This is a genomic window from [Actinomadura] parvosata subsp. kistnae (genome assembly GCF_900323885.1).
Lineage (GTDB): Bacteria > Actinomycetota > Actinomycetes > Streptosporangiales > Streptosporangiaceae > Nonomuraea > Nonomuraea composti.
This window is the reverse complement of record NZ_OOHJ01000011.1, coordinates 107,892-129,020: the sequence shown is the minus strand read 5'-3', so window position 1 is coordinate 129,020 and position 21,129 is coordinate 107,892. Positions and strand designations below refer to the sequence as shown.

Genomic DNA, 21,129 nt, shown 5'->3' with positions numbered 1-21,129 from the left:
GCCTTGCAAATGCTCCGGGTACGTGTCACATCCTGTGATCGCGGTGATTCACAGGGCTCGGAGCCAGTGGTCCAGGATGGCGAAGTCTGCGCCGGTCAGTCCTCGGTAGGACTTCACGTGGTGGAGGAGAGCCGGGCCGCCATGATGGGCGGAGACCCACTCCCGGTCGGCGTCGGTGATCTCGTCGTCGACCCAGGCGAACGGGCGTCCACCTGCCCAGCTCACCAAGGTCCGGGTCTTCCAGCAGAGCCCGAACCATCGGTCCTCACGTTCGTGACGTCCGGTTGGCTCCGGCCACGTCACGACGGGCAGGTGCGGCAGGCCGATTCGGGGTGCTATCTCGTCGTTCGCCGCCTCTTCCCAGGTGGTCGCCCAGACGAGGTCGCAGGGCAGCGTGGCCAGCCGAGCCCCCATCGTGGGGGTGAGCCGGGCCAAGCGGGAGTCCGGCGCAGTGCCTCGCGCTCCACGTTCCGGGTCCTCGCCGAAGGGGAGAAGGGGGCCGTCGACGTCGAGGAAGAGCAGCGGGCGTTCGGCGCGAGCGGTCATGCTGCGGTGGCCTCCTGGCGTTCGACGATGGCTGATCAGCGCCTACCGCCTGCCCGTGTTGCACATGACGGTCTGTTCGAGGCGGGGAGGGTGATTTGCCTTTGTGGACGAGTCAAGGGTTTTTCGAGGGGGAATTCGAGACCTTGCGGAGGGTGATGTCCACCTTGTTCGCGTGGCGGCCGGCCTCGTCGAAAGCGGCGGAGCTGTCCTGGAGGGCTTTTCCGCGCCAGCCGCAAGAACACACCGCCACGTAAATGCCGTCGTCGTTTTGCTTCACGTGGGCACGGTGTTTCCGGCCGCGGGATTGCCGGGTCATAGCGTACGAACCCATCACCAGTACGGCCGCCGCGCCCCAGGCGACGATCAGTGCCGCGGTGCCCGCCCATTCGGCCTGGCCGGGCCCCTCCAAGGGCACCAGAACCGGATCGTGCCTGTGAGGTGCCGCCGTGGCGAACGAGGCGAGAACGGCCACCGAGACGAGCAGGGCCAGCGCGCCTTGAGCCAGGCGGCGTGCCGGCGGAGCCAGCAGGAGGGCGGTGGGAAGGGTCATGATGCCCGCTCCGATGGCGGCACCTGTCATGACGCGCGGCCACAACTCCGGCTGATCAAATGCTTGCTGCAGCAAAATCAGGGGGAAGGCTCCGAGCATGAGGCTGCCTGCGGTGAACGCGGCCCAGAAATTCCGATCGAAGAAATTCTCCACGAAATCGTCGACCCTTCCCATGCTGGGAGAACGGCTGGCGGAGGCTTATGGTTCCTTTGTCTCAAGCGGGAAAAGCGCGATATGCCGGGTGTGAGAGGGAGAGGCGGCGTGAGGCGCTTTGTCGCGTGGAGGTGGGAGGGTGGTCTGGGCGGATGCGGGGCAGGCTGGGGGTGCTTGCCGAGCTGAGGCCGGAAGCTGTCCGAAAGTGGCAGGCCGACGACCTAGCTGGAGGCGGGAGGCGGCGGACCTGTCTGGAGGGAGGCGGGCCGAGGACCTGCTTGGGGCGGCGGGGTCGAGGACCTGGCTCGGGCGGCAGGGCCGAGGACCTGCCTGAGGGCGGGAGGCTGCGGACCCGGCTGGAGGGGGCGGGTCGAGGACCTGCCTGGGGTGGTGGGCCGTGGGGCAGGTCCTCGGGTGTTGGGGGTGGTTACATTTCCATGCCGGATAAATCCATCAAAGGGCGTACCTCTATGCCTCTGGCCTGGTCGCCGGCCATGAGGGTGGCCAGTTCGACGGCGCGGTCCCGGCTGTCGCAGTCGAGGAGGCACTGGACGGCGACATGGTGGGCGGCGGGCAGGTACGGGCCTTCGCTCACCTGCACCACGCCGTCCCGGACCCGGACGACCGTGCTGACGGAGGGGTCGGCGAGGGTGTGGCCGTCGATGAGCTCGCCCGAGCGCCCGGCCACGGCCAGCAGACGCTCGTGGTCGAAGGCGTCGCCGGCCGCGGTGCTCACGTACACGTTCAGCAGGAACTTCACCGGGCTCAGCCGTCGGCCGTGCCGGCGAAGACGACCGGCCGCACCTCGATGCCGAGACCTTCGACGCCGGCGTCCGGGATGAGGGCGGCCAGCTCCAGGGCGCGTTCGCGGCTGTCGCACTCCACCAGGTAATAGCCGCCGAGGAACTCCTTCGCCTCCAGGTACGGGCCGTCGGTGACGACGGGGGCGCCGCGCCGGACGCGGACCACGACGCTCTGGGACGGGTCGGCCAGGGCCGCGGTGCTGATCAGCTCGCCGGACTTGGTGATGGTCTCCATGAAGGCGCCGTGGCCGTTCATGACGTCGTTGCGCTGCTCCTCGGTGAGTGCGTCCCAGATCTGCGGGTTGTTGTGCATGATCAGCAGAAATTTCATGTCTTGTCCCTCTATGGTCGGGCGGCGCCCCCGTCGGGTGCCGTTCGGTATGGGGTCGGAGCCGGTACCGGATTCTTGCGCGGACGGGCGCGAAATTTCTGCCGCCGCACCGATCTCTTCGATGCAGGGGCGCTCCTTGTGCTGCGCTCGACGCCCCAGAGCATAGTGCAGCTTGCACTAAGGGAGGTGCGTATGGCTATAGTGCAAACAGCCATATAGAAGGGTGCCATGCTATGAAGATCTTGGTCATCGGCGCGACCGGGCGTACCGGCAAGCACGTCCTGACCCAGGGCGCCGGGCGCGGGCACGAGATCACCGCCTTCGCCCGCCGCCCCGAACTGCTCACCGACCGGGGCCGGCTCGCGGACGTGCGCCAGGGCGACGCGCACGACCTCGAAGCCGTGCGGGCGGCCGTTCAGGGGCAGGACGCCGTCCTCGCCGCGGTCGGCGGCAGCGGGATCGCGAGCACGCTCATCACCGCCATGCGCGAGGCCGGCGTGCGGCGGGTGGTGATGACGAGCAGCCGCTCGGTGCCCGCCACCCGCCCCCCGCCTCGCGGTCACGCTGGCGTGGTTGTTCTTCCGCGAGGCGTACGTGGACCTGGCGCGCGCGGAGGGCATGCTGCAGGTCAGCGGCCTCGACTGGACCATCGCGCGAGCGACCATGCTGAACGACAAGCCGCCCGCGGGGCGGGTGCACGTCGACTTCGAGGCCAACGCGACGGGTGGGGCGATGCAGCTCTCCCGCGCCGACTACGCGATGGCGCTCCTCGACGCGGTCGAGGACCCCGCGCTGATCGGCAAGGCTCTGGGCATCTGCGGGCCGAAGTAGCGGCCGGTCAATCTCCGTGCGCTGATCGGCAAGGCCCTGGGCATCTGCGGGCCGAAGGAGTGTCGCCCAGCAGGCCGATCTTCGGCACTATGCTGTCCGATCACACCACCACAGAACGGGGATCGGCTGACAATGGGTGCGGAAGAGGATTTCCAGCGGGTCGGTGCCGAACTGGCCGACCTGGGCGTACGGATCTCCAGGATGATGGGCAGCCCCGCGCTCAAGGATCGGGCGGGGAAGGTGTTCGCGAGCCTGCAGCGTGACGGCGCGATGGTGTTCCGGCTGGTCAGGGACACCCCGGAGCACGAGGCCGCGCTGCGGCTGGACGGGGCCTCCCTGTTCGACCCGTCGGGGCGGGGCAGGGAGATGAGGGACTGGGTGGTCGTGCCCCACTCCTCGGCCGAGAAGTGGACGGATCTGGCCGAGGCGGCCCTCAGCCGCCCGCGCTGACCGCCCGCGGCTCACCGATCCGCCACAGGTGCGGCAGGCACCCCATGGCGACGAGGCGGACGGTCATGATCGGCTTACCGGAACACGCGGCCGGCGGTCAGGTGCGGAAGGGGCCGGTCACGCAGTACGTGATGCCGCCCGACGACGACCCCGACGTCCCGCGCTGCGAGGAGAAATACAGCCGGTCCCCGGCCGGGTTGAAGGCCGGCCCGGTGATCTCGGAGGAGCTCTGGCCGTTGATCCGCAGGAACGGCGAGATCTTGTCGTCGGGGGTGATCAGGCAGATCTCCATGTTCCCGCCGTCCTCGGCGACGAAGAGGTCGCCGGAGGTGGCGCCGGTGACGTTGTCGACGCCGGTGAGCGGCGGGGTGCCGGGGCTGACGAGGCTGTCGTCGTAGGCCAGTTCGTAGGTGTCGCTCGTCAGGTTGAGCTGCCACACCCGGTTGTCGCCCTTGGTGGTGAACCACACGGTGTCGTTCGCGTAGTGGCAGCCCTCTCCGCCGTTGAACGACTTGGACCCGGAGACCTGGGCGCGCGTGGCGGTCGGGGAGCCGTCCGGGTCGGGGACGTTCGCCCAGGTGAAGGTGCCCGAGGTGGCGGAGCCGGCCATCAGGACCTGGAGGGCGCCGGACGACAGGGCGCCCCACGTGGTCGGGATGAACCGGTAGAAACGGCCGTCGGGCTCGTCCTCGGTGAGGTAGATGACGCGGCGCACCGGGTCGGCCGCGGCGGCCTCGTGCTTGAAGCGGCCCATCGCCGGCCGCTGCACGGCGGTGCCGCCGAAGGGATGGGTCTCGTAGACGAAGCCCCGGCTGACCTCCTCGCACGACAGCCAGGTGTTCCACGGCGTCTTGCCGCCCGCGCAGTTCGTCCGGGTGCCGGACAGGATCCGGTAGGCCGCGGTGACGTCGCCGCCGGCGTCGAAGCGGAGGGCGGAGGCGCCGCCGCCGGGGTTGATCTCGGAGTTGGACACGTAGATCCAGCCGCTGCCGTCGGCGAAGCAGGCGCCGCCGTCGGGGGCGTGGTGCCAGGTGTACGACGTGCCGGGGACCACCTGGCCGGAGCGGGCGACCACCCGGCTGGTGAACCCGGCGGGCAACTGGATCCCGTTGGCGTCGGCGGCTTGCAGGGCGCCGTACGGGCCGGGGGCGTTCTGGGCGGGCGCGGCGAGTGCCGCTCCTTGCCAGAGACTGCCGGAGAAGGCGATCGTGCCGGCCCGAGCACCGAGGCGCGCAGGAAATGGCGACGTTCCATCGACGAACCTCCAATGAGGGGGGTGCAGCCTCGCCGACGGTAAGTTGACCACATAGACGGTGATCTGTCAGGAAAGTTAACGGCAAGGGGGCAATACGCCACATTCCGGGGCTGCTGGGGGTTGAGACCCCGAAGAGTGGTCGCTAGGGGTCGAGACCCAGCAGGGCGGGGTCGTCCGCGCGGATGCGCCACTCGTGGCCGGGGGAGGCGACCAGGCGGCGGGTCCTGAGGTCGAGCAGGCCGCTCACGTGGCCGACCTCGGCCGCCAGGGTGCCGTCCAGGCGGAGGAAGCGGTGGTGCACGCGGTACGTCCGGCCGCCGCCCCACTCCCACGCGCACGTGACGTCCACCTGGTCGCCGCCGCGCAGCTCGCGGTGGTACTTGATGACGGTCTCCAGGTTGACGGGCCCGAGGCCGCTGCCGAGCAGGGCCTCGACGGACACCCCTGCCGCCTGGACGCAGGCGAAGCGGGCGTGGTCGGCGTACTGGATGTAGAAGCCGCCGTTGAGGTGGAGCTGCGGGTCGACCTCGTAGACGCGCACCTCCATGCGCACGCTGAACGGCTCAGTCATCGCTCAGCCAGCGCAGAGATCGTTCGGTGAGGTAGCGGCGGCCGTCGTCGCGGATCTCCAGCCAGTCGCCCCGCGCCCAGCCGCCCGCCACCTGCGGCGAGAAGCCGTGCTTGCGGAACAGCGCACTCGCCTCGGCCCTGGTCAGGCCCCGCTCCCCCCACTCCTGGATGAGCTCCCGGTACCGGGCCTCCTCCGGAGGCTCCGTATCGGAGATCGCGTCGGCCAGGGCGGCGAAGCCGGCGCTGATCTGGCGCAGCGCGGCGGCCACCTCACGTAGCTCGGTCATGCCCCATAGGTTAGCAATCGGAAGCGATCGCTACAGCGATCGGAGGCTGTCGACGAAGCCGGTCTCGTACGCGAGGATGACGAGCTGCGTGCGGTCCCGCACGCCGAGCTTGAGGAAAAGCCTGCTCAGGTACGTCTTGACGGTGGCGCGGCTGAGGAACAGCGCGGCGGCGATCTCGTCGTTGGACAGGCCGCGGACGATCGCCGCCACCACGTCCCGCTCCCGATCGCTCAGCATCGCCATGCGATCGGAGTCCGGGCGAGCCCTGCGGGCGGCGAGGCCGGCGATCATGCGCTTGGTCACCTCGGGGGCGAGCATGGCGTTGCCCTCGTACGCGATGTGCACCGCCCGCAGGATCTCGTCGGTGCCGGCGTTCTTCAGCAGGAAGCCGGTGGCGCCCGCGCGGAGGGCCTCGTAGACGTACTCGTCGAGGTCGAACGTCGTCAGGATGACGACCTTCGTCCCGGGATGGGCGGCGCAGATGGCGCGCGTGGCCTCCAGCCCGTCCATGACCGGCATGCGGATGTCCATCAGCACCACGTCGGGACGCACCCTGCCGGCCGCCTCGACCGCCTCCCTGCCGTCGCGGGCCTCGGCGGCGTCGAGGCGCGGGTCGCCGGCGACGAGCTCGACGAGGGAGGCGCGCAGGAGCGGCTGGTCCTCGGCCACCAGGACCTTGATCCGCTGGTCAGGCACGGGGTGCCTCCTTGAGGGGGATGGTCGCGTGCAGCTCGAAGCCCGCGCAGGGGCGCGAGCGGGCGGTGAGGTGGCCGCCGAGCAGCTCGACGCGCTCGCGCAGCCCGACGAGCCCGAACCCCGGACCGTCCGGCGGGCGGGGGAGGACGGCGGACGCCGCGGGGCCGTCGTCGGTGACGAAGACGTGCAGGTCCCCGTCCGCGCAGGTCAGCGTCACCTCGCAGTGCGTGCCGGGCGCGTGGCGGGCGGCGTTCGTCAGACCTTCCTGCACGATCCGGTACGCGGCCAGCTCGACCCCGGCCGGCACCGCCACCGTCGCGGGCACCGTCAACGTCACCGTGAGCCCGCTGCCGCGCATCCGCTCGGCCAGCGCGGGCAGGTCGCCGAGGCCCGGCTGAGGGTGGCGTTCGGCGCTCTCGCCGTCGCCGCGCACGGCGCCCAGCGTCGTCCGCAACTCGCCGAGCGCCTGCCTGCTGACCGTCTCGATCTGGGAGAGCTTGCCCTGCAGGCGCCCGGGATCGTCCGCGCGGGCCCCGACGCCGGCGGTCACGGCGATGGTGCCGAGCGAGTGGGAGACGACGTCGTGCACCTCGCGCACCACGCGCAGCCGTTCGGCGACGACCGCCGCCTGCCGCTCCGCGAGCATCGCCTGCTCGGCCTGGAGCGCGGCGCGGCGCGTGGTCGCGCCGAGCACCCAGGCGGCGGCCAGGGCGAGCAGGCTCAGCAGTGTGTAGCGGACGGTGCTCTCCGCGTCGGCGGTGCCGAGGAACGCGACGCCCGCGATGGTCACGGCGGTGGCGCCCGCGACGGCGTTGAGCGACCGGACGGTGCCGCGGGTCAGCGCCACCCGGTAGAGCACCCACGCGGAGGCGACGAACGGGTCCTGCGTCACGCCCAGCGCGGCCCCCGCCAGGGTCGCGGCCGTCACCAGCACGAACGCCGCCACCGGGCGCCGCGCGCGCAGCACCATGCCCGCGACCAGCGCCACGATCAGCCCCGCCTGGGCCCAGGAGGCGACCGGCAGCCAGAACACCAGCACGCACAGCAGCGCCGCCCCGACGTCCCACCGGGTGGAGCCGCCGCCGTCGAAAGAGTGCCGCTGCGTCACACGTCCCAACCTAGCCACGCCGCCGTCGAACCGGTGCCGCCGCGTCACGCGTCCCAACCTAGCCACGCCGCCGTCGAACCGGTGCCGCCGCGTCACGCGTCCCAACCTGGCCGCGCCGCCGGGCTCACGATGTCACAGCCGGTCGCGGGCCTCGGCCAGGACCTCCGCCTGCCGCATCCACTCCGCGCCGTCCAGGGCCAGCCCCACCGCGTCCGCCCCGGCCTCCGCGTACGCCGCCAGCCGCTCGACCACCTCCGCCACCCCGCCGGTGACCGGAACGTCCCTGGCCGTTTCCTCCGGCATGCCGTGCGACCCCGACAGCATGGAGACGAACGACTCCAGCGCGGCCCGGTCACCCGACAGGAAGGCGTGGCCGCCCACCGACACCGACGGCACCGGGCGGCCGAGCTCCCCGGCCAGCTCGCGCAGCCGTGCCACCTTGGCCGCGAGCGTGGCGGGGGTGAGGAGGGAGGGCGCCCAGCCGTCCCCGTACAGGACGGCGCGGCGCATGGCCGCCTCGGAGTTCCCGCCGACCAGGATCGGCGGGACGGCGGCGGCCGGGCCGAGCGTCACCTCGGCCCGCCCACCGGAGTGGGCCGGCCGGCGATGAGGCCGGGCAGCGCGCGCAGCGCGGCGTCGGTCCAGCGCCCCGGCCGGACACCGGCGCGCCGACCGCCCGCCAGAACGGCGAGCCGGGAAAGCCGCCGATCCCCACCTCCAGCACCACCCGGCCACCCGACAGCAGCTGCAACGTCTGCACCTGGGACGCCACCCACGCGACCGGCCGCAACGGCAGGCTCAGCACACCGAACTCCAGCCCGATCCGCTCGGTGACGGTCGCGGCGGCGGCCAGCGTGACCGCCGGGTCCACGCCGGGCGTGCCATCTCCGACGATCACGTCGGAGAAGCCGGCGGCGTCGTAGCCGAGTCGCTCCAGATGGCGGGCCTTCGCGACGTCGGGGATGCCGCTGCCGTCCGTCGGCAGGCTCGTGGTCAGGCGCATCGTGATCATCCTTCTCTCAGGGAACGCGGTCAGGACGCCCACGCTAGGACCTCAAGCTCGGTTGACCTCAAGCTTGTTGACCTCAAGCCCGCCGCCGGCCTCACGTGCCGGGACGTGCGGAATACGGCAGCAGGGCCATCTCGCGGGCGGTCTTGATGGCGCGGGTGAGCTCCCGCTGCTGCCGCACGCTCACCCCCGTGACCCGCCGGCTGCGGATCTTGCCCCGGTCGGAGATGAAGCGGCGCAGCAGGTTCGTGTCCTTGTAGTCGATGCGCTCCACGCCCAGCAGCGGGTTCGGCTTCCTGCGCGGCGCGCGGCGGTGGCCGGCTCTCATGCGATCTCCTTCAGGTCCAGCATCGGGGCGAACGGGTCGTCGAGGCAGGCGGCGGGGCCGTCCTCGGGGGTGAGCAGGCAGGAGTCCAGCAGGGCGCGCAGGCGGCCGGTGTCCAGGTCGGGGCCGGTCAGGACGAGGTGCTGGACGCGGTCGCCGGTCTCCGGATGCCAATCCAGGGACGCGGCCAGGCGGCGGGCCGGCGGCACCAGGTCCCAGGCGGCCTCGGGCAGCGCGGCCAGCCACGGGCCGGCGTCCTCGACCGAGACGATCCCGGCGACCGCGTCCCAGGCCAGCAGCCGGCTCGGGCGGGTCGCCAGCCAGAAGCGGCCGCGCGAGCGTACGGACTCGGTGACCAGCTCGTCCACCGCCTCGAAGAGGCGGCGGGGGTGCAGGGGGCGGCGGCGGTGCCACACCATGGTGGTGATCTCGCCGGTACGGGTGTCGCCGGGGAGCTGGGCGGTGGCCGGCTCGACGCGTTCGCCCAGCTCGGCCGTGCACAGGGCCGGGCCGGTGACCGGGGGCAGGGTCGTGAGCGGGTGCACCGGCGTGAACGGGGTCAGGTGCGCGAGCACGGCCAGCGTCAGCTCCTCGTCCTCCTCGTCGCCGCCGTGCGGCACCAGGCCGGTGGCGTACTCGAGCTGCCGGGTCAGCACCTCGGCCAGAAAGCGCTGGTCGCCGGCCGCCGCGGGCTTGCCGACCTCGATGAGGCGCTCGCCCCTGGTCAGGTCGTGCGGCAGGGCGGCGCTGTCGACGGCGGTCAGGACGGCGGTGAGCCGCAGCAGGTCGCGGGCCTCGGGGCAGTCGACGGCCTCGGCGACCGAGCGGGGCTCGACCGCGTCCCAGAGATCGGCGATCAGCAGCGGGGCGGCGGGCGCGAGGGCGACGAGCCGGGGGAGCAGGTCCTCGCGGACGGTGCAGGTGACGCAGCCGTGCGCGAGCCGCACCTCCGCGCTCTCCCGCACGCCGTGGGCGTCGCGGACGGTGCGCGTGATCCGGCCGGTGGTGACCCGTCCGAGGTCGTGGTGGACGGCGAGCGAGCCGGGATGGTCGGCGAGCAGCCGCTCGACGGCGGCCGTGCGGGCCGCGCCGTGCAGGCCCGCGACGAGGACGACGGGGGTGGGCACCGGACCTCCAGTTGCAGAAATGAAAACCGTTGTCGTTATCATGGCACAGCTCCGCAACCCGGAAGGACAGCTCCGCAACCCGAAAGGCACAGCTCCGCAACCCGGAAGGAATCGCGATGGCCAGGAACGAGCTGCGCCCGGTGATCAAGCTCCGCTCGACCGCCGGGACCGGCTACACGTACGTGACCAGGAAGAACCGCCGCAACGACCCCGAGCGGCTCACGCTGCGCAAGTACGACCCGATCGTGCGCCGGCACGTGACGTTCCGTGAGGAGCGATAGGGATCCCCCGACGAGAGGAAATGATGTCCGCACACTGCCAGCTCACCGGCGTCGCCCCGGTGTTCGGCAACGCCGTCTCCCACTCCCACCGGCGCACCCGGCGACGGTGGGACCCCAACATCCAGCGCCGGCGCTACTGGCTGCCCAGCGAGGGCCGCCACGTACGGCTGACGCTCAGCACCAGAGCCATCAAGATCATCGACAGGATCGGCATCGAGCAGGCCGTCGCGCGCATCCGTGCCCGAGGGGAGCGGATCTGATGGCCAAGAAAAGCAAGATCGCCGCGAACGAGCGCCGCAAGGCCGTCGTGCGGCGCCACGCCGCCCGCAGGGCCGAGCTGAAGCGGCTCATCAGGACCGGCGACCCGGAGACGCGGGCCGCCGCCGTACGCGAGCTGGCCCGCCAGCCCCGGGATGCCAGCGCCACCCGGGTACGCAACCGCGACGCCATCGACGGACGGCCCCGCGGGCACCTGACCAAGTTCGGGCTGTCGCGGGTGCGCTTCCGCGAGATGGCGCACCGGGGCGAGCTGCCCGGTGTCACGAAGGCGAGTTGGTAGCCGTGGCCGTGCCCAAGCGCAGGACGTCCCGGGCCAACACCCGGCATCGCCGCAGCCAGTGGAAGGCCCGCGTGCCCGACCTGGTCCCCGTCGTGGTGGACGGGCGGGAGCTGCTGGTGCCGCGCCCGCTCGTCAAGGCGTACCGGAGGGGGCTGATCACACCCCGCTGAGACGCAGGGGGGCGGGCGCCTTCCGGGAAGCGCCCGCCCCTCCGACCGCGCCGGTCACTGACCGGCGGCCGCCTCCAGCTCACTGATGACGATCTTCTGCATGCCCAGCATCGCCTTCATCACCTGCTGCGCCGTCACCGGGTCGGGGTGCTGGAGCAGCTCCTGGAGCCGCCGGGGGATGATCTGCCACGACAGCCCCCACCGGTCCTTCAGCCAGCCGCACCGCGACTCCTCGCCGCCCTCGGTGAGCCTGGCCCACAGCTCGTCCACCTCCTCCTGCGACTCGCAGTCCACGAAGAGCGAGATCGCCTCGGTGAACGTGTACTGCGGGCCCCCGTTCAGCGCCATGAACCGCTGCCCGGCCAGCTCGAACTCGACCGACACCGCCTTCTGCCCCTCACCGGGCCGCTGCACGTGCAGGATGCCGGAGCCGGGGAACAGCGAGGTGTAGAAGGCGGCGGCCTCCTCGGCCTGGTCGTCGAACCACAAGAACGTGGTGATCTTCTGCATGACGGGGTCCCTCCTCAGGGGTCGTGGTCGTCCTTCTACCGACGCGTCGAACGGGCCGGCGGCGGATCGACACATCCCCCGAAGATTTTTTCCCGGTTCCTCGTCAGCCCGTCGCCGTCGGCATGAGATCACTTTCAAGCGGCCGCAGTACGCCGCCACGGCGATGGAAGCCCGGTCGGCGGACAGAAGTCCGCGCACGCGGTCACGCTCCATCACCTGAAGGACGCAGCTTGGGCGGGGCTTCGTGCGCTGGGAGACCCTTGGCGCCCGCCGGGCCTGGAAGCTTGCCCAGAAAAGTGCTGAGCTGCCAATCGTAGGCTCCGGGTGTCCCTGTCTCCTTCATGCCGATCTCGCGCTTGACCACTCTATAGAATTCTCCCCGTGCGCGGCTCGTCGCTTTAATGGCGAGATCCCAGGAGAGATCGGCCTCTTGCCCGGTGGCAATCAATTCCAGCCGAAAAACGGCTTCATGCCATCTTCTTCCGGCGGCGATAGCCTCGTCGCTGCCGAAAAGAAGCACGGCCTCCCAGCTTATGGTTCGCTCTTCCTCTGCTGCGGCCAAGTCTGATTCGGCGTATTCCGGTGCCAGGAAGTTGAGCTCGACGCCCACGTCCCGCTGAGCTGCCAGCTTGACGCAGATGGAGATGGTCTTCTTGACGGCATGCGCATACTCCATGTAGGCGATCACCCGCCGCTCGTCCCATCTCGTGGCAAGCTGTCGTTTCCACCGCTTGCGTTCGGTGAGCGCGGTCACGCTGTACGTTCCGACCGCGCCCAGTAAGACGCCGATGAGTGCGGGGAGTTGTTCCATGAAGTTCTGCAACTCGCACAACCCTTCTTAAGGCACCCGCGGCGCCTGAAAGGCCCCAGAGCCTCACGAAGTCGCCTGAATTGGTTACGTGTAGCTCTCCATCAAAATGTATACCGCGATGTGCCGGTCTGAGCGCTGAATCGCCCTTGCTCTCGCTCAAGGCGGTCGGCCACCACGCTCGGCGCGGTCCAGGTGTGGCGGGCGGTCGTTCTGCCGGAGCGTGAAGGCGGGCTCGTGGATGTTCGCCGCGCTCGGTCTCGGGCTGGTTCGGGCTGCCTGGCCGAGTTGGTCGGTCTGCGGCAGTCGCAGCATGTGAAGAAGAGACGAACCTGGTTGCTGAGCTGAGGCCGGCGGCGACCATGTGGGGTGTGAGCGTGCGCCGTCGCGCCGCGCGTCAGCCCAGCGCGGCGCCGATGGCGGTCATGATCGGGATGGACAAGCCGGTGGTCAGCAGCACCGCGCCGCGCGCCAGCCGCCGGGCCGTGTCGTACGTGACCGCGTACACGTAGATGTTCTGGGCCGTGGGCAGGGCCGCGAACAGCGTCGCCGCCAGCAGGTGGGTGCCCTCCAGGCCGAGGGCGAAGCGGGCGGTGGCGTAGGCGAGGGCGGGCTGGGCGATGGCCTTGAGGGTGACGGCCAGGGCGATGTCCTTGGCGACGCCGTCCTCCTCCGGGGCGACGGGCGCCCGCCGGGAGCCGTACAGGCTCAGGCCGTAGGCCAGCAGCGCCACCGGGACGGCGGCGCCGCCGAGCAGGTCGATCGGGCGCATGACCGTGACGGGCAGGGTGACGCCGCTGAGGGCGAGGGCCAGGCCGAGCAGGGAGGCGACGGTGAGGGGGTTGCGGAAGGGGAGCAGGAGGGCGGCGCGGCGGGAGCGGGTGCCCCGGTCGAGGATGAGGAACGAGACGGGGGTCAGGACGAGGAGCTGGAAGAGCAGGATGGGGGCCACGAGGGCGGCGTCGCCGAGCACGTACAAGGAGATCGGCACGCCGAGGTTGCCGGCGTTGACGTAGGAGGAGGCCAGGGCGCCGATCGTGGCCTGGCCGGTCGTCCGCCGCCAGATCAGCTTGGCGACCAGGACGAAGACGAGCTGCGTGCACGCGACCGCGATGATCTCGGTCAGCAGCACCGGCGAGAGCAGCGCCCCCAGGTCGGCCCTGGACACGGTGGCGAACATCAACGCCGGGGTCGCCACGTAGAACGCCAGCCGTGACAGGACGAGCTCGTCGCTGGCGCGCAGCAGGCCGATCACGCCGATGACGTAGCCGAGCACGGCGACCGACACCAAAGCGGCGAACGCCGCAACAACCCCCGACAACCCATTCCCTCCCAAACTGGACGTTCAGGAGGCTATCGGAGGCCGTCCCGCCGCCCGGAGGCGGTCGAGCCCGTCGGGTGGCGGCATAGGTCCGCTCGGACGGGGGTAAGCCCGTCGTGCGGCGCTGACCTGCGTAAACACCGTCATGTGAGGGCGCCGAGAGCACCATGGGGCAAATGGGGGGTCTCCGGTGACCATTGACGAACCGCGTACTGACGAACCGTTGACGTCCGCCGTGGCGCCGGCGCGGGCGACGAGCAAGGGCCGCATCATCGTGCGCTGGCTGTCGAGCACGGACCACAAGGTCATCGGCTACATGTACCTGATCGCCTCGTTCCTGTTCTTCTCGCTGGGCGGCGTCATGGCGCTGCTCATCCGGGCCGAGCTCGTCCATCCCGGCCTGCAGCTGGTGAGCAACGAGCAGTACAACCAGCTGTTCACCATGCACGGCACGATCATGATGCTGCTGTTCGCGACCCCGCTGTTCGCCGGGTTCGCCAACGTGATCATGCCGCTGCAGATCGGCTCGCCGGACGTGGCCTTCCCCCGGCTGAACGCGGTGAGCTTCTGGCTGTTCCTGTTCGGCGGGCTCATCACGGTCAGCGGCTTCTTCAGCCCGTCGGGGGCGGCCAGCTTCGGCTGGTTCGCCTACACGCCGCTGTCGACCGCGGTCTTCTCGCCCGGCGTCGGCGGCGACCTGTGGGTCATGGGGCTGAGCCTGGCGGGCGTCGGGACGATCCTCGGCTCGGTCAACTTCATCACCACGATCATCTGCATGCGCGCCCCCGGCATGACGATGTTCCGCATGTCCATCTTCACCTGGAACGTGCTGCTGACCAGCATGCTCGTGCTGATGGCCTTCCCCGTGCTGGCCGCCGCCCTGCTCGCGCTGGAGGGCGACCGCAAGCTCGGCACCCAGTTCTTCCACCCGGGCAACGGCGGCGCACTGATGTGGCAGCACCTGTTCTGGTTCTTCGGCCATCCCGAGGTCTACATCATCGCGCTGCCGTTCTTCGGCATCATCACCGAGGTCATCCCCGTCTTCAGCCGCAAGCCCATCTTCGGCTACATCGGCCTGGTCGGCGCCACCATCGCCATCTCCGGGCTGTCGATGACCGTCTGGGCGCACCACATGTTCCCCACCGGGCAGGTGCTGCTGCCGTTCTTCTCCTTCTTCACCTTCCTCATCGCGGTGCCGACCGGCGTGAAGTTCTTCAACTGGACCGGCACCATGTGGCGGGGGCATCTGAGCTTCGAGACGCCGATGATGTTCGCGGTCGGGTTCCTCATCACGTTCCTGCTGGGCGGGCTGACCGGCGTCATCCTCGGCTCGCCGCCGCTCGACTTCCACATCACCGACACCTACTTCGTCGTCGCCCACTTCCACTACGTGGTGTTCGGCACCGTCGTGTTCGCGATGTTCGCCGGGTTCTACTTCTGGTGGCCGAAGATGACCGGCCGCATGCTGAACGAGAAGCTCGGCAAGCTGCACTTCTGGCTGCTGTTCATCGGCTTCCACATGACGTTCCTCGTGCAGCACTGGCTCGGCGTGGCCGGCATGCCGCGCCGCTACGCCGACTACTCGGCCGCCGACGGCTTCACCGACCTGCACCTGTTCTCCTCCATCGGGGCGCTCGTCCTGGGCGCCTCGACGCTGCCGTTCCTGTTCAACGTCTGGTACACCGCGCGCAAGGGCCGCAGGGTCTTCGTGGACGACCCCTGGGGGTTCGGCAACTCCCTGGAATGGGCGACGTCCTGCCCGCCGCCCCGGCACAACTTCTCCGCCATGCCGCGCATCCGTTCCGAACGGCCGGCCTTCGACCTGCACTACCCGCACGTCGGCCGCGCGGCGGAGTGACACCGTGGACGGCCTGTCGCCGCGCGAGCGGCTCCTGCTGGCGGCGATCGAGCTGGAGCTGCGGCAGAGCGGGGAGCGCCTGGCCAGCCGGCTCAACGAGTTCAACGAGCGGGCCGAGCGGGAGGGGCCGGACCGCTTCGCCGACCACGTCAGCCGGGCCGAGGTGGCCGCGGTGGCGGCCATGGTGCTGATCCTGACCGGGATCATGACCCTGGTGATCGTCACGTGCGGGAAGTGAGCGCCGTACACTGCTCCTCGTGCTGGACGACACGGAGACGGCCCTCCGGATGCGCAGGGCGGCCCGCGCCATCATCCTCGACCAGGACGACCGGGTGCTGCTGTGCCGCATCGACCTCACCGCCGACGGCGGCCCGGTCGTGTGGGCGATGCCGGGCGGCGGGGTCGAGCCCGGCGAGACGCCGCTCCAGGCGCTGGCCCGCGAGCTGGAGGAAGAGGTCGGGTTGCGCCTCGACGGCGACCCGCCGCCGCACGTGTGGCACCAGAGCACGATCGGCCCCCGGTACGCACCCGGCTACGACGGCGTGATCAACGACTACTTCCTCCTGCGCCGGCCCGGCTTCGTCCCGCGCGGCACGCTCAGCGACGAGCTGCTCGCGGCCGAGAACATCAGCGCGTGGCGGTGGTGGAGCGTGGCGGAGATCGCCGCCGGCCGCGGGGACGAGCTGTTCTCGCCGCGCGACCTGGCCGGCGCGCTGGGCGCGCTGCTGGCCGGCGGCGTGCCCCGCGAGCCGGTCCGGATGGGCTTGTGACAGCGGTTACGACGTGCGGCCCTTGAACGTGCGGCGCAGGTCCGCCACCCACTCCTCGGGGATCTCCCACGGGATGAAGTGCCCGCCCCGGTCGTGCACGCTGATGTTGACGTGGTTGTACCAGGCGGCCCGGTCGCTGTCGAGGAACCAGCGCAGCCGCTCCTCGCCGGTCGTCACGCCGGGCGGGTTCTCGTAGCCGACGAACGTGATGCCGGTGGGCGCCTCGACCACCGGCCACCGGTCGTGCGACGGCGTCCAGGGGTAGCGGTTGTTGTTGGCGTAGGTACGGATCGAGGTCTCGATGCCGCCGCCCGCCCAGAAGATCGTCGCGTGCGTGAGCAGGTCGTCCTTGCTGAAGACGCGCTCCACGTCGCCGCCGTTGTCCGACCACTTCGCCCAGCGCTCCAGGACCCAGGCCAGCATGCCGGCGGGGGAGTCGGCCAGGCCGAAGGCGAGCGTCGAGGGGGCCAGCACGTGCGCCGCCAGGTGCACCGCGAAGCGCCGGTCCAGCTCGACGATGCGGTCGTGCACCTCGGGCGGCAGGCCGGGCGGGATCGGCGCGCCGCCGCTCAGGTCCCACGCGCGGTCGCCGTTGAACATGGTGAGCTTCTGCGCCGAGCCGATGTGGATGCCGTGCAGCTCGCCGGCGTACTTGTGGCCGAGCTGCCCGGCGATCAGCGCGCCGACGTCGCAGCCGGCGGCGGCGTAGCGGTCGTGGCCGAGCACGCCGGTCATCAGCTCGTGCCAGACGTCGGCGATCTTCCAGAAGTTCATGTCGGGGTGCTGCGTCAGCGGCGTGGAGAAGCCGAAGCCCGGCAGCGACGGCACGATCACGTCGAACGCCTCCGCCGGGTCGCCGCCGTACGCGGCCGGGTCGGCGAGCCGGTCGACGACCTTCGACCAGTGCCAGAACGTCCACGGCCAGCCGTGGCTGAGGATCAGCGGCACCGGGTCGGGGCCGGCGCCCGGCCTGCGCATGAAGTGCACGGGCACGCCGCCGACGTCCACCCGGTAGTGCTCGTAGGCGTTGATCGCCCGCTCGGCCGCCCGCCAGTCGAAGCCGTCGGCCCAGTAGGCGACCAGCTCCTCCAGGTACGCCCGCCGCACCCCGTACCGGCCGTCGTCGTTGCCCACATCCAGGGGCCACCGGGTGGCCCTCAGCCTGCGGCGCAGGTCGTCCAGCACCTCGTCCGGCACGTGCAGCGGCACCGGCTCCAGCGGGAACGCTCGCTCGTCCACCTGTCCTCCTAATCGTCGAGCCGCGCGGCGATCTCGGTCATCCGGCCCAGGAGCCGCGCGTAGCCGTCGAGCGCCGCGCGCTCCTCGTCGCTGAGCCGCTCCACCACGCGGGCCAGCCGAGCCACCCGGTCCGCGTGCCGGGAGCGGACGACCTGCTCGCCCTCCTCCGTGAGGGACAGCAGCACCGCCCGGCCGTCGCGCGGGTCGGGGCTGCGGGCGACGAGGCCGTCGCGCTCCAGCTTGGCGACCAGGCTGGTCAGCGCGGGCTGCTTGAGCTGCTCGGTCGTGGTCAGCTCGGTCAGCCGCATCGGGCCCCTGCGCGACAGGGTGTGCAGCACGGACAGGCTCGAGAAGCTGAGCCGCCGGACCGAGGGCAGGCGGATGTAGTAGCCGTTGAAGTCCTCGATCGCGCGGGCCAGCGCGTCGAGGCGGGGATCCTGGGACGCGGACGCCATGCCCGAAGTTATATCAAACTTCGATGTATTTCGCCCGAGCGCTACTAAATCGGGGCGCTACTGGACGCGGGCGTCGTACGCGTGCCTGGCCGCCATCAGCGCCGGGATCGAACGGCGGGCCCACTGCGCGAGCAGCTCCAGGGGTTCGCGGACGTCCTCGGCCAGCGGCGTGAGGGCGTACTCGACGCTCGGCGGCGCGTCCGGGTACACGGTGCGCGTGATCAGGCCGTTGCGTTCGAGGTTGCGCAGGTTGAGGGTCAGCATGCGGCGACTGACCCCCTCGATCGCCCGCTCCAGCTGCGTGAACCGGCGCGGCCCCGCGCCCAGCTCGACCAGGATCTGGATGCACCACTTGTCCCCGATCAGCCGCAGCACTTCGGGCAGCGGGCAGTCGGTGACCTGGTCCGTTACGGCGGTGTTCCGTTGCGACAAGAAAGTGCCTCCTTCTCAGGCCCGGAGATCATCCTCCAGGATGTTACCCGTTACAAAACAGAACGTTCCTGTTCAGAAGGGGTATAGCCGTGTATTTCGCGCGGAGCGCCGGCCACCGCATCGCCTACCAGGTCGCCGGGAACGGCGGGCCGCCCGTCGTCCTGCACCCCGGCATGTTCGAGGACGGCGGCCACTGGGCCCACCTCGGCTACACCAAGGTGCTCGCCGCCACCCACACCGTGATCGCCATCGACCCGCTCGGGCTCGGCGCCGGCGACGCGCCCCGCGATCCGGCGGCGTACGCGGCCGAGCGCCGGGCCGCGTCCGTCACTGCCGTCCTCGACGACCTCGGCCTCGACCGGGCCGCGTTCTGGGGCTACTCGCTGGGCGCCATGACCGGGTACGCCGTGGCCGCCCACGCCCCCGAGCGGCTGACCCGGCTGGTGGCCGGCGGCTTCGACCCGGACGGCTTCCGCTCCCGGGTGCCGGCGGTGCTGGCCGCGCTCGGGCTGCCCGGCGACCACGACGTGTACGCGATCGTCAAGGAGGGGGCGCTGGCCGATCCGTACCAGGTGGCGGTCATCGAGGCGGGCGACGCGGCCGCGTACCGGGCGAACTACGACGCGTTCTCCCGCGAGCCCGCCCTGGGCGAGCGGCTGGCCGCCTCAGGGGTGCCGGTCCTGATGTACGCGGGCGGCCTCGACCCGTGGCACGACCCCATGCGCGACTTCGCGCTCGCGCACGGCGCCCCGTTCTTCACCGTGCCCGGCGCCGACCACGGCGAGGCGCTGCGGCGCCGGGACGACGTGCTGCCCGAGGTGCTGCCGTTCCTGGCGTGATCGCCTAGCCGAGGGCGTGGTCCAGGTTGAAGGCCGCGCTGATGAGCGCCAGATGGGTGAACGCCTGCGGGAAGTTGCCCAGCTGCTCCCCGGTGTGCCCGATCTGCTCGGCGTACAGGCCGAGGTGGTTGGCGTAGGTGAGCATCTTCTCGAAGGCCAGGCGGGCCTCCTCGACCCGGCCCGCCCGCGCCAGCGCCTCGACGTACCAGAACGAGCAGATCGAGAACGTGCCCTCCTGCCCCTCCAGGCCGTCCGGGCTGAGCTCGGGGTCGTAGCGGTAGACCAGGGAGTCGGAGACCAGGGCGTCGCCGAGCGCGTCGAGGGTGGACAGCCACTTGGGGTCGGTCGGCGAGACGAACTTGGCCAGCGGCATCATTAGCACGGCCGCGTCCAGCACCTCGTCGTCGAAGTGCTGCACGAACCCCTGCAGCCGCTCCGACCAGCCGTGCCGCATGATGTCGCGGTAGATGGCGTCGCGGCTCTCCCGCCAGCGCGGCATGTCGGCGGGCAGGCCGCGCTGGATGGCCACCCGCATGGCGCGCTCGATGGCGACCCAGCACATGAGGCGGGAGTAGGTGAAGTTCCGGCGCCCGCCGCGGGTCTCCCAGACGCCCTCGTCGGGCTGGTCCCAGTGCTCGCAGACCCAGTCGACCAGCGTGGACAGCTCCTCCCAGCGCCGGCTGGAGATGGGCGTGCCCCACTTGTTGTACAGGTAGATGGAGTCGATGAGGGCGCCGTAGATGTCGAGCTGGAGCTGGCCGACGGCGGCGTTGCCGATCCGGACGGGCCGCGAGCAACGGTAGCCCTCCAGGTGCGGCAGCTCCTCCTCGGGCAGGTCGCTGCGGCCGTCGATGCCGTACATGATCTGCAGCGGCCCGCCGGGGCCGGGCCGGTCCAGCCGGACGTGCTCGTCGAGGAAGCCCATGAACGCCTCGGCCTCCTCGGTGAAGCCGAGCCGCAGCAGCGCGTACACGCAGAAGGCGGCGTCGCGCACCCACACGTAGCGGTAGTCCCAGTTGCGGGGGCCGCCGATCCGCTCGGGCAGGCTGGTCGTCGGCGCGGCGACGATGCCGCCGGTCGGCGCGTAGGTGAGCAGCTTGAGCGTGAGCGCGGAGCGGTGCACGATCTCCCGCCAGCGGCCCCGGTAGCGAGAGGCCGACAGCCACTTGCGCCAGAAGCCGACCGTGGCGGTGAACAGCCTCTCGGCCTCCTCCAGCGGGCAGCCGCGCGACTCGATGCCCGAGGTGAGCCGGTCGAGGGCGAACACGGCCAGCTCGCCCTCCCGCAGCGTGAACCGGCTGCGCGCGTCGCGCCCGTCGTGCTCGACCGGCACGCTGGAGACGAGCTCCAGCGTGAGCGACGGCGACTCGAAGATCAGCTGCCCGCCCTCCTCCCGCACGGTGTGCTCCTGACGGGCGTAGTCGAAGCGGGGCGCCACCAGGGCACGGAACGGCAGCGTGCCGCGCACGCACGTGACGCGCCGGATCAGCCGGTGCCGGTCGGCCTCGGAGGTGTCGCCCTCCACGGGCATGAAGTCCTGGATCTCGCCCACGCCGTCGTCGGCGAAGAACCGCGTGATCAGCACGTTCGTGTCGGGGAAGTAGAACTGCTTGGTCGTGTACGGGACGTCGGCGGCCAGCTCGAACGAGCCGCCCCGCTCGGCGTCCAGCAGCGAGGCGAACACCGACGGGGCGTCGAAGCGCGGGCAGCAGTACCAGTCGATGGTGCCGTTCGTGCCCACGAGCGCGACCGTGCGCAGGTCGCCGATCAGGCCGTGCTCGCCGATCGGCAGGTAGCGGGGGTCGCCGAGCCGGCCGTTCGCGCTGCTGTCTGCCTCCATGTTCCC

The 21,129-nt window shown here is 71.0% G+C and carries 29 protein-coding genes and 2 pseudogenes; 11 read left to right on the top strand and 20 right to left on the bottom strand.

What is annotated here, in order from left to right; genetic code table 11:
• Positions 1–48: 48 nt before the first annotated feature.
• The 4 genes from KIS93_RS11265 to KIS93_RS11250 all read right to left on the bottom strand — a co-directional run bounded on the left by KIS93_RS11265 (position 49) and on the right by KIS93_RS11250 (position 2,383).
• Positions 49–546, bottom strand: coding sequence for an HAD domain-containing protein (locus KIS93_RS11265; protein ID WP_186404099.1), 498 nt, complete (start codon positions 544–546; stop codon positions 49–51).
• A gap of 112 nt (positions 547–658) precedes the next feature.
• On the bottom strand, positions 659–1,270 hold the full coding sequence (locus KIS93_RS11260; protein WP_080040002.1) for a hypothetical protein: 612 nt from the start codon (positions 1,268–1,270) through the stop codon (positions 659–661).
• Positions 1,271–1,676: 406 nt separating this feature from the next.
• Positions 1,677–2,009: a YciI family protein gene (locus KIS93_RS11255; RefSeq protein WP_080040001.1), complete on the bottom strand. Its 333-nt coding sequence runs from the start codon at positions 2,007–2,009 to the stop codon at positions 1,677–1,679.
• A gap of 5 nt (positions 2,010–2,014) precedes the next feature.
• The gene (locus KIS93_RS11250; protein WP_080040000.1) at positions 2,015–2,383 is read right to left on the bottom strand and encodes a YciI family protein; all 369 of its coding nucleotides are present in this window, start codon (positions 2,381–2,383) and stop codon (positions 2,015–2,017) included.
• Positions 2,384–2,616: 233 nt separating this feature from the next.
• On the opposite strand from KIS93_RS11250, the pseudogene KIS93_RS68945 reads away from it, so the two are divergent.
• From KIS93_RS68945 to KIS93_RS11235, 3 genes and pseudogenes are all read left to right on the top strand, one after another.
• A pseudogene (locus KIS93_RS68945) lies at positions 2,617–2,874 on the top strand (NAD(P)-dependent oxidoreductase); the annotation flags it as partial.
• Between the two features lie 82 nt (positions 2,875–2,956).
• Positions 2,957–3,214, top strand: a complete 258-nt coding sequence (locus KIS93_RS67440; RefSeq protein ID WP_080039999.1) for an NAD(P)H-binding protein — start codon at positions 2,957–2,959, stop codon at positions 3,212–3,214.
• A gap of 132 nt (positions 3,215–3,346) precedes the next feature.
• On the top strand, positions 3,347–3,664 hold the full coding sequence (locus tag KIS93_RS11235) for a hypothetical protein (protein ID WP_080039998.1): 318 nt from the start codon (positions 3,347–3,349) through the stop codon (positions 3,662–3,664).
• A gap of 97 nt (positions 3,665–3,761) precedes the next feature.
• Here KIS93_RS11235 and KIS93_RS11230 read toward each other — a convergent pair whose 3' ends face one another.
• The 9 genes and pseudogenes from KIS93_RS11230 to KIS93_RS11195 all read right to left on the bottom strand — a co-directional run bounded on the left by KIS93_RS11230 (position 3,762) and on the right by KIS93_RS11195 (position 10,041).
• A complete protein-coding gene (locus KIS93_RS11230; protein WP_230466289.1) occupies positions 3,762–4,970 on the bottom strand; it encodes an alkaline phosphatase PhoX in 1,209 nt (402 codons plus the stop codon).
• A gap of 91 nt (positions 4,971–5,061) precedes the next feature.
• Entirely contained in the window at positions 5,062–5,490 is a 429-nt protein-coding gene (locus tag KIS93_RS11225) for an acyl-CoA thioesterase (protein ID WP_080039997.1), read from the bottom strand.
• Positions 5,483–5,776: a hypothetical protein gene (locus KIS93_RS11220; RefSeq protein WP_080039996.1), complete on the bottom strand. Its 294-nt coding sequence runs from the start codon at positions 5,774–5,776 to the stop codon at positions 5,483–5,485. Before KIS93_RS11220 ends, KIS93_RS11225 begins: the two co-directional genes overlap by 8 nt.
• 30 nt (positions 5,777–5,806) lie before the next feature.
• The gene (locus KIS93_RS11215; RefSeq protein ID WP_155127840.1) at positions 5,807–6,472 is read right to left on the bottom strand and encodes a response regulator transcription factor; all 666 of its coding nucleotides are present in this window, start codon (positions 6,470–6,472) and stop codon (positions 5,807–5,809) included.
• Positions 6,465–7,580, bottom strand: coding sequence for a sensor histidine kinase (locus tag KIS93_RS11210; RefSeq protein ID WP_080039995.1), 1,116 nt, complete (start codon positions 7,578–7,580; stop codon positions 6,465–6,467). The genes KIS93_RS11215 and KIS93_RS11210 overlap by 8 nt, the downstream gene beginning before the upstream one ends.
• 132 nt (positions 7,581–7,712) lie before the next feature.
• The gene (locus KIS93_RS67435; protein ID WP_281261963.1) at positions 7,713–8,153 is read right to left on the bottom strand and encodes an LLM class flavin-dependent oxidoreductase; all 441 of its coding nucleotides are present in this window, start codon (positions 8,151–8,153) and stop codon (positions 7,713–7,715) included.
• 181 nt (positions 8,154–8,334) lie between these two features.
• Positions 8,335–8,583: pseudogene (locus KIS93_RS67430) on the bottom strand (LLM class flavin-dependent oxidoreductase); the annotation flags it as partial.
• Positions 8,584–8,683: 100 nt separating this feature from the next.
• Positions 8,684–8,917 carry a 30S ribosomal protein S18 gene (gene rpsR, locus KIS93_RS11200; RefSeq protein ID WP_080039994.1) on the bottom strand — a complete coding sequence of 78 codons (234 nt, stop codon included), beginning with the start codon at positions 8,915–8,917 and terminating at the stop codon, positions 8,684–8,686.
• Entirely contained in the window at positions 8,914–10,041 is a 1,128-nt protein-coding gene (locus KIS93_RS11195) for a CobW family GTP-binding protein (RefSeq protein ID WP_155127837.1), read from the bottom strand. The genes rpsR and KIS93_RS11195 overlap by 4 nt, the downstream gene beginning before the upstream one ends.
• Positions 10,042–10,157: 116 nt before the next feature.
• Between KIS93_RS11195 and rpmG the strand changes: the two genes are divergently transcribed.
• The 4 genes from rpmG to rpmF are packed head-to-tail and all read left to right on the top strand — an operon-like array spanning position 10,158 to position 11,051.
• Positions 10,158–10,322, top strand: a complete 165-nt coding sequence (gene rpmG / locus KIS93_RS11190) for a 50S ribosomal protein L33 (RefSeq protein WP_080039992.1) — start codon at positions 10,158–10,160, stop codon at positions 10,320–10,322.
• A 23-nt stretch (positions 10,323–10,345) separates the two neighbouring features.
• Positions 10,346–10,582, top strand: a complete 237-nt coding sequence (rpmB, locus tag KIS93_RS11185) for a 50S ribosomal protein L28 (protein WP_080039991.1) — start codon at positions 10,346–10,348, stop codon at positions 10,580–10,582.
• On the top strand, positions 10,582–10,881 hold the full coding sequence (gene rpsN / locus KIS93_RS11180) for a 30S ribosomal protein S14 (protein WP_080039990.1): 300 nt from the start codon (positions 10,582–10,584) through the stop codon (positions 10,879–10,881). Before rpmB ends, rpsN begins: the two co-directional genes overlap by 1 nt.
• A gap of 2 nt (positions 10,882–10,883) precedes the next feature.
• The gene (rpmF, locus tag KIS93_RS11175; RefSeq protein ID WP_080039989.1) at positions 10,884–11,051 is read left to right on the top strand and encodes a 50S ribosomal protein L32; all 168 of its coding nucleotides are present in this window, start codon (positions 10,884–10,886) and stop codon (positions 11,049–11,051) included.
• Positions 11,052–11,105: 54 nt separating this feature from the next.
• Here rpmF and KIS93_RS11170 read toward each other — a convergent pair whose 3' ends face one another.
• From KIS93_RS11170 to KIS93_RS11160, 3 genes are all read right to left on the bottom strand, one after another.
• The gene (locus KIS93_RS11170) at positions 11,106–11,561 is read right to left on the bottom strand and encodes a VOC family protein (RefSeq protein ID WP_080039988.1); all 456 of its coding nucleotides are present in this window, start codon (positions 11,559–11,561) and stop codon (positions 11,106–11,108) included.
• A 202-nt stretch (positions 11,562–11,763) separates the two neighbouring features.
• Positions 11,764–12,384 carry a hypothetical protein gene (locus KIS93_RS11165; RefSeq protein ID WP_186404098.1) on the bottom strand — a complete coding sequence of 207 codons (621 nt, stop codon included), beginning with the start codon at positions 12,382–12,384 and terminating at the stop codon, positions 11,764–11,766.
• A 382-nt stretch (positions 12,385–12,766) separates the two neighbouring features.
• Entirely contained in the window at positions 12,767–13,690 is a 924-nt protein-coding gene (locus KIS93_RS11160) for an AEC family transporter (RefSeq protein WP_080039987.1), read from the bottom strand.
• 223 nt (positions 13,691–13,913) lie between these two features.
• On the opposite strand from KIS93_RS11160, the gene ctaD reads away from it, so the two are divergent.
• From ctaD to KIS93_RS11145, 3 genes are read left to right on the top strand one after another with little or no spacing between them, the layout of a single operon-like run.
• The gene (gene ctaD / locus KIS93_RS11155) at positions 13,914–15,548 is read left to right on the top strand and encodes an aa3-type cytochrome oxidase subunit I (protein ID WP_230466288.1); all 1,635 of its coding nucleotides are present in this window, start codon (positions 13,914–13,916) and stop codon (positions 15,546–15,548) included.
• 4 nt (positions 15,549–15,552) lie between these two features.
• Entirely contained in the window at positions 15,553–15,786 is a 234-nt protein-coding gene (locus tag KIS93_RS11150) for a DUF3040 domain-containing protein (RefSeq protein ID WP_080039985.1), read from the top strand.
• 19 nt (positions 15,787–15,805) lie between these two features.
• Positions 15,806–16,318 (top strand): NUDIX domain-containing protein, encoded by a 513-nt coding sequence (locus KIS93_RS11145; RefSeq protein ID WP_222107401.1) that lies wholly within the window; start codon positions 15,806–15,808, stop codon positions 16,316–16,318.
• Positions 16,319–16,324: 6 nt separating this feature from the next.
• On the opposite strand, the gene KIS93_RS11140 is transcribed toward KIS93_RS11145, so the two are convergent.
• The 3 genes from KIS93_RS11140 to KIS93_RS11130 are packed head-to-tail and all read right to left on the bottom strand — an operon-like array spanning position 16,325 to position 18,444.
• Positions 16,325–17,557, bottom strand: coding sequence for an epoxide hydrolase family protein (locus tag KIS93_RS11140; RefSeq protein ID WP_080039984.1), 1,233 nt, complete (start codon positions 17,555–17,557; stop codon positions 16,325–16,327).
• 8 nt (positions 17,558–17,565) lie between these two features.
• Positions 17,566–18,012 carry a MarR family transcriptional regulator gene (locus KIS93_RS11135; protein WP_080039983.1) on the bottom strand — a complete coding sequence of 149 codons (447 nt, stop codon included), beginning with the start codon at positions 18,010–18,012 and terminating at the stop codon, positions 17,566–17,568.
• A gap of 57 nt (positions 18,013–18,069) precedes the next feature.
• Positions 18,070–18,444, bottom strand: coding sequence for a winged helix-turn-helix transcriptional regulator (locus tag KIS93_RS11130; protein ID WP_080039982.1), 375 nt, complete (start codon positions 18,442–18,444; stop codon positions 18,070–18,072).
• An 89-nt stretch (positions 18,445–18,533) separates the two neighbouring features.
• Between KIS93_RS11130 and KIS93_RS11125 the strand changes: the two genes are divergently transcribed.
• Entirely contained in the window at positions 18,534–19,283 is a 750-nt protein-coding gene (locus KIS93_RS11125; protein WP_080039981.1) for an alpha/beta fold hydrolase, read from the top strand.
• 4 nt (positions 19,284–19,287) lie between these two features.
• On the opposite strand, the gene KIS93_RS11120 is transcribed toward KIS93_RS11125, so the two are convergent.
• On the bottom strand, positions 19,288–21,123 hold the full coding sequence (locus KIS93_RS11120; protein WP_080039980.1) for a glycoside hydrolase family 15 protein: 1,836 nt from the start codon (positions 21,121–21,123) through the stop codon (positions 19,288–19,290).
• Between the last annotated feature and the right edge of the window lie 6 nt (positions 21,124–21,129).